Raw genomic sequence first — 11,862 nt, 5'->3', positions numbered from 1 at the left:
GATTACGACGTTTTCTTCGTGTCATGGTTGACTCCAGAAACAAGCATTTCCCATGCTTATTGGGGAGTAGATTATCACTTATAGACGTGGTCTAAAATCATAGATCCACATCATTCTGCCTGTTTGACTAGCTCAATTAATTTTTGGTTAATTGGTGCTGTAAGATTCAACTGTCTAGCTAAATTAACAACTTCACCATTAATCCAATCGATTTCAGTTTTTCTTCCAACCATTAAATCATCAGCCATCGAAGAACGCGCAAGTGGATCAATCGCGAGCATTTTCTTACTGATAATCTTAAATATAGGATTGGGTAGTTTTAAAATTTTAGGAATAAATTGTGCTGGAATTGGAGTCAGTTTTGCTGGTTTGATTTTGGCTATTTTTAATAGATTTAATGTTTCTAATTGAGCAAGTGCCAAACACTGACGATATTCTCGAATAGATAATTCTTGTTTCAGTGGAAGTTGGGATAGCGCATTGATTGAATTATTTAAGTTCAATAATAATTTTGCCCATTGCACAGCTTGCATATCTTGTTCTAACTGAAATTCTAACTTTGCTTCTTGAAATGCAAGCACGAGTTCAGCTAATTGCTCATGGTTTTTACATACAAAGCACCATCTGTTCCTTGGTGGAATCGACCATTCCCCAAAGCTGCGACATTAAAAGGTACCATTCCTTCGAGTATAGTGTGGTCTGTTAAAATTCGTTTTAGAATTCCCACATTACTTAAGCCATTTTGAAAACTAATAATAATGGTCTTTTTCTTTAAAATATCTTTTAATTCAAGGGCTACTTGTTCAGTAGATGTTGATTTTACGCAAACAAAGACAATATCAGCATGAGCTGCACCATTGGGATCAATGCTCATTTGTAATTGATTTACAGAAATAGTTTGCTTGAATCCTGTGTAATCTGAAACAGTTAAACCGTAAGTTTGAAGTTCTTGCTGAACTCTAGGACGAACAATAAAATCTATGTCATAGTCAGCAGCAACCAATCTACCGCCAAGATAGCATCCAATACTGCCTGCACCATAAATACATATTTTCATTGATGATCTCTAACTATTTAATTATATCTTGCTACTTTTCTAACATAATCAAGATTGCGGACATGATTTGTCAGCTAGCTTACAGGTTTTAAATTTTTCTCAAGAAAAAGCCCAATATAAGATTGGGCTTTAAACTCATAAAAAAAAGATTATGCGTTAAGACTTGGATCAGCTAATAAAGTTTCAGCAGCAAGTTTCCCCAAATTATTAGAGGCTAAGGGACTATCACCCGTTAACAGTTTTCGATCTTGATGAACTTGCCCTGTGATTCCCTTATTTAGGATTTCCACACCAAGTTTTTCAAGATTTTCGCCGACGAGCCACGGAAATTGTCCTGGCATATATCCAATATCAATATTGGCACCTTTATCTAATGAATCTGGAAAAACACAGACTTGATAGCCTTTAAAAATATAATCATTTGGACTTTCATCAACTGCAGCTGCCAATAAAGAAGCTGGACCATGACATAAGGTAATCACATATTTGTCATGATCTACTGCCCATTTTAATAAAGCCTTAACTTCCTTACTCTCAGGGATTTTAGCTAAAACACCATGTCCGCCAGGGATAAAAATACCTGCATATGGTGAGTCAGCGCTTAAAGCTTGATCTAAAATATCAGCTAATTTAAGTGGAGATTTCAGTTGTTTCTCGTACTTATGATAAGTATCCAAAACCACTTGCTCTTCTTTTGGCATTGCCCACATTTCAAGTTTTACTGGATTACCTGAAAGTGTTGCAACGTCAAAGGCAAAACCAGCATTGTCCAAATGGAACATTGGTAGCAACATTTCTACTGGATGATTTCCTGTAGAAAAGAATTTCTCATTTTGCATCAGGATATAGCGTTCATCCGTTGCAATCATGAGGATCTTTTTATCGCCTTGATATGGATTTGGATATGTAGTTCCGTCATAGTCAGTTTTTGGAGCCGTATACTGACTTAGAGAATAAGGTGATGGAAAAAAAGCATTATCTTCAGCTAAATCTGGGGTTGGGTTACGATCATCTATATTTATTGTCATGTTCAAATTCCTCGTAGGATATGTTTGATTTACATATTGCTTTTCCAAGTGATCATTCTCAAGCTTGATGTATAAATAGGCATAGAATGAATACGATTAGGCAAAATTAGGATTTAATTTCGAGTACCACTTTTCCAATATGTTCACTGCTTTCCAGACATTGGTGTGCTGCTGCAACCTCTTCAAAAGCAAAAGTCTTATAAATAATTGGTTTACATTGACCTGTTTCGATTAGTGGCCAAACAAACTGCTCCAATTCTTGGGTAATTTTTGCTTTTTCATCATTGGTTCGAGCACGCATCGTTGAGCCAGTCACCACAGCGCGTTTGAGCATGAGTTCTTGAATATCAAAGCCATCAACTTTTCGACCGCCCATAAATCCGATAATTACTAGTCGCCCATCTCTTTTTAGCAATCTCAGATTCTGATTAAAGTAAGCAGCGCCAATAATATCCAAGATCACATCTACACCTTGCTGATCTGTGAGTGATAAGATTTCTTGTTCAAAATTTTGTGCCTTGTAATTAATAACCGTCGAAATTGAGCTTAATTTTTCTACTTTTTCTTCACTTCCCACTGTGGAAAAAGTTTGAATACCCATCGCATGACATAAACTCAACGCTGTAGAACCAATTCCACTAGCTCCTCCATGAATTAACACGGTTTCATTCTTTTTTAACTGTCCGATCTGAAATAGATTTGCCCATACTGTGAAATAAGTTTCTGGAATAGCTGCTGCTTCAATAAAGCTCAGATTTTTTGGAATCACTAAAGTTTGATTTGCTGGGACAGCACAGTATTCTGCATATCCTCCACCGTTAGTCAGCGCGCAGACTTTATCACCGACTTTAAATTTTTCTACTTTTGAACCAATTTTTGAAATGATGCCAGCAACTTCCAATCCTGGAATCTGCGTTACACCTTTCGGCATCGGATACAACCCTTGTCTTTGCAAAATATCAGGGCGATTGATGCCTGTGGCATAGACTTCAATTAGTACTTCATCTTCTTTAATCTCAGGTTTCTTACCTTGTACAACTTTTAGAACTTCAGGACCGCCAGCTAGAGTAATTTCGATATATTTCATTTGTTCGCTACTATTTTGATTCATGATTTACTCATTCCTTATCTATATTTACTTCAGTTTGATTAGGAGAAAAACCAAACTGCTTTTTAAACTCTCGACTAAATTGAGATGAGCTTTGATAACCAACAGCATAAGCTGCTTGAGCAACGCTTTGGTTTTCGTTTTGCAACATTTGTTTTGCCTTATGCAACCGCGTAACTTTGAGATACTGCAAAGGTGAATGTAATGTGACTTGTTTGAATGCTTTATGAAACGCAGAAATGCTCATATTGGCTTGTTCAGCAAGCATTTCCACTGTTAATTTTTCTGTAAAATGATGTTGAATATATTCACAAATCTTATAAATTGGTCGTAAATTGCCTTGAGCGACTAATCCTTTTAAAGCATCTGCACCCGAATGTTGAATCACTCGATACAACAACTCTCGTTTGATTTGTTCACCTAAAATCAAGCTGTCTTGTTCTGAACCTAAAGTTTTTAATAGTCGTATTAAAACATTTGAAATGGTTTGATCATATTGAATTACACTCATGCCAGTGGTGAGTGGTTTAAATTTCTCATTTTCAAAATATGTTTTTGCTAACAGCTCATTTACCGTATCCACCTCTAGTTTCATACTGACTGCAATCATAGGCAATTCAGGACTCGCAACCGTATCACAATCAAATGGCATAGACACAGAGACGATTAGGCATTCACCTTGCTGAAATGCATAGGTTTCATTTCCGATATAACCACGTTTACTGCCTTGTAAAACAAAAACTAAGGTCGGTTCTTGCAATATGGCTAATGGTGGTGTGTTGTGATCTACACGCATCAAAGTGATGCCATCTATTGCCGTAGCAAAGAAGCCTTCTTTAGTAACAAGTTTTAGAAAGAGTGCAGTTAGTATTTGATCATTCATCATGTGTCATCTGATGATTTGAAATTTGATCTTTATTATTAAATAGCAAACAGATAAAAGATGTTAGTTTTATGCAGGATTAGGCATAGGAAAAAGAGTTTTGTGAAGTTCATTTAAACATATGATATAGATTTATAAAAATGAGCTAGCAAACTAAATATTATTTATTATCAGAAAAAACAATAGCTAAGAAAAATAATAGTGTTATAAAAGCACCCACGCCTAAACTAACCATAATTATTTCTAGATTCATAAACTCCATCAATATACCATGTTTTCCCCATGCACCATCAAAGCCATGATTTTCAGATTTCCTACCTAATCCTCCAATGATACAAAACCCTATACTAGAAATAAAAAAAATACTTAAGGAAGCCTTCCATAGTTTAAAAAGTTTGAGAAATGAAATTAAACTCATTCCAAGTATAGTCACAATTGAAGCTACAACGGCATAATGCCAGTTATCCATAAAAATCCTTATTGCTCACCATACTCTAATCTTAATAAAACTGACTCGAATCCAACATCTGTAAAGTAATTTTTTTCACTTCATCACGACTTTGCATAATATGTGCTTCAATCGCTTGAATGGCTTCATCTACTTTACGATTAAAAATATAACCCAGTATTTTCTGATGCTCCTGATAAGTCGCTTCAACGCGATAATCTTTTGAGAAGTCTAAACGACGAATAATACGGATTCGCTCACTCAAATCACGATGAATTCTCGCCATTTCATTATTTCCAGAGGCGCGAACCAATGCGCAATGGAAATCTTCATCTTGTTGTGACAGTTGTTTAATGTCCTTTAGATATTGATGAGGTTCAATCAACCATAAATCTTTTAAAACAGATAATTCAACTGAGTTTTGATGATCAATCTGGCAAAGTTTACGAATGGAATCTTTTTCCAAAATGATCCGCACATCATAAAGTTCTTCATAATAACGAAAATTGAGCGGTCGGATTTGCCAACCGCTACGAAAACTCACATCAACATAACCCTCTTGTTGCAAACGATATAGTGCTTGTCGGATTGGGGTGCGACTTACATCATAAGCTTTTGCAACTTCAGATTCAGTGAAACGTTCACCTGGCATCAGTTTGAAATCAAAGATATCATTCTTGATGCGTTGGTAAACCAGCTCAGACAAATTGTCTGAGCTTTTTGTTGTTTTTATTTTGGTTTCTTTCATGCAACCTTGCCTTATTCCATATAAACCAGTGGTTCACCACTATGTACGGTTTGCCCTGCTCTACAAATAATGGCTTTTACAATGCCATCTTCTTCTGCATAAACAGGAAGTTCCATTTTCATTGCTTCAATAATAGCAACAGTTTCACCTTTTTTAACCTCTTGACCATGTTCAACAAAAATTTTCCAGATATTACCTGTCATTGATGCATTTAATGATGCTAAATGACTGTAATCAGCATGGTTATTTTCTTGAATCTGTTCTTCAGGTTGAGCTGCAAACTCCTCTTTCCATCGATCAACTTCGGTCGTGAATGCTTGTTGTTGCTTAGCTTTAAACTCGGCAATACTTTCAGCTTCATTCTCTAAGAATTTTACATAATCCGCATAATCGAATTCTGTTTCTTCAATCTTGATCTCAGCATGACCATTTTCAAAGTCTGCACGCCATTGATTCAATTCCTCTTCTGTCACTTCAAAATATTTAATTTGATCGAAGAATTGTAAGAACCATTGTTTATCACCAAATTGTTTGTTTTTCTTAAACTTATTCCAAATTGGCAAAGTACGCCCAATCAATTGATAACCGCCCGGTGAATCCATGCCGTAGATACACATGTACATACCACCAATACCCACTGTTCCCTCTGCGGTAAAGGTACGTGCTGGATTATATTTAGAACTGAGTAAACGATGACGTGGATCGATTGGTACAGCACATGGTGCAGTTAAATACACATCACCCAAGCCAAGAATTAAATAGTTTGCATCAAAAATAATATCTTTGACTTCATTCCGATCTGCCAAGCCATTAATGCGTTGGATAAAATCAACATTATTTGGCAACCACGGTGCTTTAGAGCAAACACTTTCTTGATAGCGTTCAACTGCGCCTAAAGTGGTACTATCTTCAAATGCCATCGGCAAATGTACGATACGAGATGGGATTTTTAATTGGCTCAAATCACCCATCTCTTTTTCGAGTTGAAGTAATTGAGCAATCAATTGTGATTGTGGAATTACTAAGCCATCGTATTTAATCTGTAGTGAACGAACACCCGGTGACAGTTCCAATACGCCTGCAATTTTTGCATCACGAATCATTTGAATAAGTTGATGCACTCGTAAACGTAAAGCTAAATCTAAAACATTTTCGCCGTATTCTAAGAGAATATAACTATCACCTGCTTGGCGATACACTGTTTTTGGCGATAATTCAGTTGGTTCACGTTGTGCCAAAATCGTACTGACAACCTCTTGAATTGGCTCAATTGTTTCTACAATTTTGCTTGCTTCCGCAAAGTTTTGGATATTTTCAATTTGCTGACGTTCAAGTTCATTGGCTTGTTCAACACTAATCGGATAGAAACGAATTTTATCATCGGCTTTAAGTTGTCCCACTTTCCAAAGTTCGGCTTTGGCAATCGTCACAGGACAAACGAACCCCCCTAAACTTGGACCATCTTTAGCCAGAATTACAGGGAAATCGCCTGTGAAGTTAATTGCTCCGATCGCATATTCACAGTCATGGACATTTGATGGATGTAAACCTGCTTCACCACCATTTTCTCGTGCCCAGTTTGGCGTTGGTCCTGATAAACGAACGCCTAAACGATTTGAGTTAAAGTGAACTGTCCACACTGATGCAAAAAACTCTTCTACATATTCAGGTTTAAAGAAATCTGGTGCGCCGTGCGGGCCATATAACACCGCAATTTCCCATTCATTACTATATTCAGGAATCAATTCAGCCGATAACGCTTGAGGCTCATCATGTGCAAGTGGCAATTCTGCACTAGCAAATGCTGGATCAACCATTTTAATCATGTCACCGACACGTAAGGTACGACCTGCATGACCACCAAAATTACCAAGCGCAAAAGTAGAACGACTGCCTAAATATACAGGGACATCCAAACCATCTCGAACCGCTAAATATGTACGGCAACCTGATTCTACTTGACCGATTTTTAGAATTTGTCCTGCTTTAACTTCTACAGGCTTCCAAAAATCAATTTCCTGATCATCTAACAACGCAGTACAGCTTGCTCCCGCCAAAGCAATAATCGTATTTGTGTGAAACTTTAAGGTTGGTCCAACTAAGGTAAACTCAAATCCGGCAGCTTTAGCATCATTCCCAACAATACGATTGGCAAGCTGAAATGCATAATCATCCATTGGACCAGATGGCGGTACACCAATATCCCAGTAGCCTGTACGACCTGGATAATCTTGAATTGAACTCAACGTTCCTGCTTGAACCACTTCAATCACGTTTGGCGTGTAGTTGAAATCATCCAACATTCTTGTCCAAATTTGCATAGATTCAAAGCGCTGATCTGAAACGATGGCACGTGCGTAATCCAAGTTTGTGCTGATGCCATTTAAGCGTGTTTCAGCCAATACATGCTTTAATTTTTCGATAGCACTAGCACGGTCATCAGCATGCACAATAATTTTGGCAATCATCGGATCAAAGTATTGGGAAATCTCTGTGCCTGTTTTGACCCAAGTATCAACACGTGTACCATCAGGAAAGGCAACTTCTGTCAGTACACCGGGACTAGGCTGGAAATTTTTCACAGGGTCTTCGGCATAAACTCGTACTTCAATCGCTGCACCTTTAGGCTGAATATTGCTGAGATATTCCCAATCAAGCTCATCACCAGCAGCCACTTTGAGCATACATTCAATTAAGTCTAAACCTGTAACCATCTCAGTGACTGGATGCTCAACCTGTAAGCGTGTATTCACTTCTAGAAAATAAAACTCATCTCGATTGGCATCGTAAATAAACTCTACTGTTCCTGCACTACGATAATTAACGGATTTACCTAATTCCACTGCTGCCTGATGCAGCTTTTTACGTGTAGCTTCAGGTAAATTTGCCGCAGGCGTTTCCTCTACTACTTTTTGGTTACGACGTTGCAAAGAGCAATCACGCTCACCAAAGGCAACGACTTGTCCCTTTCCATCACCAAAAATTTGTACTTCAACATGACGCGCTTTATCAATAAAGCATTCAATAAATACGCCTGCATCCTTGAAAAACTGTTCGCCCAAACGTTTTACACTTTCGTAAGCGTCGGTCAAGGCTTGTGGCGTATCACAACGGGTCAAACCAATACCACCACCGCCAGCAGTACTTTTCAGCATAATTGGATAGCCAATACGATCTGCCGCCGTAAGAGCTTCTTCTAAGCTATCCAACAATCCAGTTCCTGGTGTCATTGGTACATTGGCAGCAGCAGCCAATTCACGAGCACGGTGTTTTAAACCAAATTCTAGAATTTGCTCTGCCGTTGGTCCCATGAAAGCAATATTATTTTCTTCGCAAGCACGAGCAAAATCGGCACTTTCAGAGAGAAAGCCATACCCTGGAAAGATTGCCTCTGCCCCAGTTTGTTTAGCTGCCTGAATTAATTTTTCGATACTCAAATAAGTATCGGCTGGTTTTAAACCATCTAATGCAATTGCAATATCAGCATCTTCGACATGTTGCGCATAACGATCACTATCCGAATACACAGCAACACTGGTTACACCTAATTTTTTAAGTGTGCGAATCGCTCGAACAGCAATTTCACCACGGTTTGCAATAAGTACAGTTTTAAACATGATGATTTCCCCCCAATTAATTCGCTGTGTTTGCTGCTTGGCTGTTACGATGCTGGATATAGGCTCTCCATCCACCAAAATGACTAATATTCTCTGCATCATCTATGCCATAAGGCTCACAGATAAAACCTTTCACCCAGCGCCCATCTTCTAATTCGACATTGCCCATGCCTAAAGGTGTTGGAATCTCTGCCACAAATTCACCAAATCGAGCAGTAGGAACATCCCAAAGTTCTACAATAATGCTTTGTCCATCTTGCTGACGTGCTAAACCGGGTTTCGGCGGGACGGTACCGTTCAATGCATAAAGCGCATAATTTTTAGAGGTTTTGGTGGTTTCGATATGCACAGCATGACGTGTGGTAAGCTGAAAATTCAACGGCATACCTGTTAGATGAGCCCCGACAACTGCAACACGAATATGATGTTGCGAAATAGGTGTAGCAGAACTTAAAGGCAGACTTTTATCCAATGCGCCCAATTTGAGAGCAAGATAGTTTTGCCATGCCTTACCAAAATGCACCAATGCCGCATCATGCCAAGCTGGCGCAATTAGAGTGATTCCAAATGGTAAATGGTCAGCCCTAAATCCTGCTGGTAAAGCTAAAGCACTCAAATCTGCCAAGTTGGTAAAGTTAGTGTAGGTTCCTAAATGAGCGTTATATTCAATCGGATTTTGTTGAAGCTGCTCAATGGTATAAATTGTAGGTGCAGTTGGAACAATTAAGGCATCAAAGTCAGCCAATCTTTGTTGGATTTTTCGAGCTAGGTCTTGTTTTAAATATTCTGCATTGTAGGCATCCACCGCTGAATATTTTTCACCGTTTTTAATAATTTCTAATACCGTTGGATCAAATGCATCAGGATTATTTTTCAGTAAATCCTTAACTGCTGCGGTACGCTCTGCCACCCATGAACCTTGGTAAAGTTGCGCTGCCAATTGCTCAAAATCTGAAAAATCAATTTTAGTGATCTCAGCATTTAATGACTCAAGTAATTGGATTGTTTGCTGAAACGCTTTTTCAGCCTGTTCATCTCCAAAGAAATTTAGTTTTTCTGGAATGGCAAATTTTAATTTGCTAGAGAAATGCGCTGGAACATTCTTTGGATGCTTACGTGAATAACTGTCCAATGGATCATATGCTTCTAAAACATTTGCAACCAAATCTGCGTCTACAACGGTTAAGGCAAAGACCGAAATACAATCTAGACTTTTACATGCAGGCAATAAACCACGATTTGAAAACCGCCCTTTGGTTGGCTTTAACCCAACAATATTGTTAAATGCCGCTGGTACGCGTCCGGAACCTGCAGTATCTGTGCCTAATGCAAATGGGACAAATCCACGAGCAACCACACTTGCTGAACCAGAACTTGAGCCGCCACTGACATATTTAGAATTAAATGTATTTGCAACAGCACCATATGGAGAGCGAGTTCCTACTAAACCTGTTGCAAACTGATCAAGATTAGTTTTACCAACTACGATTGCACCTGCTTGCTTCAACAAACGCACTGTTTCAGCATCTTGTACTGCAATTGTATTTAATACCTTACAAGCTGCGGTAGTTACAAACCCTGCAACATCAATATTATCTTTCACTGCAAACGGAACGCCGTAGAGTGGAAATTGTTTTGCTAAACTCTCAGCTTCTTTAGTTAATTCATTGAGAAATTGAATTTGCTGTTCAATCTGTTCTACTGTCGCAATTGAAATCCACGCATTATCTTGAGGATCAATTGATGCAACTAAATCTTTTAAAGTATCAAGTTGGATTTCATTTTTTGAATAAGCTGTTTGCCATTCTGAAATTGTCCAACCTAAAGTTTTTATCTCATGCATTTTATGAATCCCATCTTGTATACAAGTTTGGATAAATAAATGCAGAAAGTGTGCCAGTTTATTTTTTACATAAAATTCAATTAATTACCTTATTTATCATAAACTTTTAAACTTGTAGATTAACTAATGGTGCTAAAATAGCTTTGTTTTAATGCACGTGCGCCACAATTCAGCAAGATGCGATTTTATTTAAGAGCTTAAGCTTAGTTTTTGAGCAAAGTTTTTCTTGAATTTTACAATTTGAGAAATTGAAGCTATGAATTTGATCATTGTCAGCTCAGTTTTGAGCAGAACAAAAATCTTGATCGTTAGAGCTCTATATTTTAGGTATCTTTTGATATGTGGCTTTGAGAGGCTTCATTATGTAGCATTGATGATGCAAAAGCATCATCAATGCTAAACGTTAATAATTAGAAGTGAATAACTGTACGAATTGATTTACCTTCATGCATTAAATCAAAAGCTTCGTTGATCTCTTCAAGTGGCATTGTATGAGTAACAAAAGGAGCAAGTTCAATTTCACCCTTCATTGCATCTTCAACCATTTTAGGTAATTGTGAACGACCTTTCACACCACCAAAAGCAGTTCCAATCCATTTACGACCTGTCACCAATTGGAATGGGCGAGTTGAAATTTCTTGCCTTGCACCAGCCACACCAATAATCACAGATTGTCCCCAACCACGATGTGCGCATTCTAATGCTGAGCGCATGACATTGGTGTTTCCAATACATTCAAAAGAATGATCAACACCCCAACATCATCACGACCCTGAAAGTACCAGATTTCAGTGTCTTACCATGCATTTTGTCTCTTATTTTCCAGTGGAATGGATGATGTAAATCAACTATGCTCTCATATTGAATTTGCCGAATTGACAATTTATTGAAAATTAAATAGCAATATTATCTTACTTTTTATGTGCTAAATTACCTTGAGAAACAATAACAAGGATAAACACATGATTTTAGAAAAAGACTGGAAAAATATTCAACGGATTTTTAAACTTGCACAAAATGAACCGTACCGGGTTTGTCGGAGACTTTTTTATTTAAGTTAGGCCACCTGACCTAACGGGTTAATCTTATCATAGTACATTGCTTCAAACTCAAAAGGTGATACATAACCC

Annotated in this window: 7 protein-coding genes and 3 pseudogenes; all 10 read right to left on the bottom strand. The window is 37.8% G+C overall.

Annotated elements, in window-relative coordinates; translation table 11 throughout:
- Positions 1-110 precede the first annotated feature (110 nt).
- Positions 111-1,057: pseudogene (locus ACSC97_RS16470) on the bottom strand (2-dehydropantoate 2-reductase).
- 149 nt (positions 1,058-1,206) lie between these two features.
- Positions 1,207-2,085: a glyoxalase III HchA gene (gene hchA / locus ACSC97_RS16465; protein ID WP_436662013.1), complete on the bottom strand. Its 879-nt coding sequence runs from the start codon at positions 2,083-2,085 to the stop codon at positions 1,207-1,209.
- A 106-nt stretch (positions 2,086-2,191) separates the two neighbouring features.
- Positions 2,192-3,196 (bottom strand): NAD(P)H-quinone oxidoreductase, encoded by a 1,005-nt coding sequence (locus ACSC97_RS16460; RefSeq protein WP_436662011.1) that lies wholly within the window; start codon positions 3,194-3,196, stop codon positions 2,192-2,194.
- 7 nt (positions 3,197-3,203) lie between these two features.
- Positions 3,204-4,079: an AraC family transcriptional regulator gene (locus ACSC97_RS16455; RefSeq protein WP_436662009.1), complete on the bottom strand. Its 876-nt coding sequence runs from the start codon at positions 4,077-4,079 to the stop codon at positions 3,204-3,206.
- 157 nt (positions 4,080-4,236) lie between these two features.
- The gene (locus ACSC97_RS16450; RefSeq protein WP_075696518.1) at positions 4,237-4,545 is read right to left on the bottom strand and encodes a hypothetical protein; all 309 of its coding nucleotides are present in this window, start codon (positions 4,543-4,545) and stop codon (positions 4,237-4,239) included.
- A gap of 31 nt (positions 4,546-4,576) precedes the next feature.
- Positions 4,577-5,272, bottom strand: coding sequence for a GntR family transcriptional regulator (locus ACSC97_RS16445; protein WP_436662006.1), 696 nt, complete (start codon positions 5,270-5,272; stop codon positions 4,577-4,579).
- Positions 5,273-5,283: 11 nt separating this feature from the next.
- Entirely contained in the window at positions 5,284-8,889 is a 3,606-nt protein-coding gene (uca, locus tag ACSC97_RS16440) for an urea carboxylase (RefSeq protein ID WP_436662004.1), read from the bottom strand.
- A gap of 16 nt (positions 8,890-8,905) precedes the next feature.
- Positions 8,906-10,732 (bottom strand): allophanate hydrolase, encoded by a 1,827-nt coding sequence (atzF, locus tag ACSC97_RS16435; protein ID WP_436662002.1) that lies wholly within the window; start codon positions 10,730-10,732, stop codon positions 8,906-8,908.
- Between the two features lie 410 nt (positions 10,733-11,142).
- Positions 11,143-11,490: pseudogene (locus ACSC97_RS16430) on the bottom strand (zinc-binding dehydrogenase); the annotation flags it as partial.
- Positions 11,491-11,789: 299 nt separating this feature from the next.
- Positions 11,790-11,862: pseudogene (locus ACSC97_RS16425) on the bottom strand (type II toxin-antitoxin system HipA family toxin); the annotation flags it as partial.

The sequence above is a fragment of the Acinetobacter sp. P1(2025) genome, from assembly GCF_051390655.1.
GTDB lineage: Bacteria > Pseudomonadota > Gammaproteobacteria > Pseudomonadales > Moraxellaceae > Acinetobacter > Acinetobacter junii.
The sequence above is the reverse complement of the archived record's forward strand: the minus strand, read 5'-3'. Positions and strand labels throughout refer to the sequence as shown.

Bases quoted from the DNA above. Each gene is read 5' to 3' on its own strand.
- hchA (WP_436662013.1), bottom strand. From the start codon at position 2,085: ATGACAATAAATATAGATGATCGTAACCCAACCCCAGATTTAGCTGAA.
- ACSC97_RS16460 (WP_436662011.1), bottom strand. From the start codon at position 3,196: ATGAATCAAAATAGTAGCGAACAAATGAAATATATCGAAATTACTCTA.
- ACSC97_RS16455 (WP_436662009.1), bottom strand. From the start codon at position 4,079: ATGATGAATGATCAAATACTAACTGCACTCTTTCTAAAACTTGTTACT.
- ACSC97_RS16450 (WP_075696518.1), bottom strand. From the start codon at position 4,545: ATGGATAACTGGCATTATGCCGTTGTAGCTTCAATTGTGACTATACTT.
- ACSC97_RS16445 (WP_436662006.1), bottom strand. From the start codon at position 5,272: ATGAAAGAAACCAAAATAAAAACAACAAAAAGCTCAGACAATTTGTCT.
- uca (WP_436662004.1), bottom strand. From the start codon at position 8,889: ATGTTTAAAACTGTACTTATTGCAAACCGTGGTGAAATTGCTGTTCGA.
- atzF (WP_436662002.1), bottom strand. From the start codon at position 10,732: ATGCATGAGATAAAAACTTTAGGTTGGACAATTTCAGAATGGCAAACA.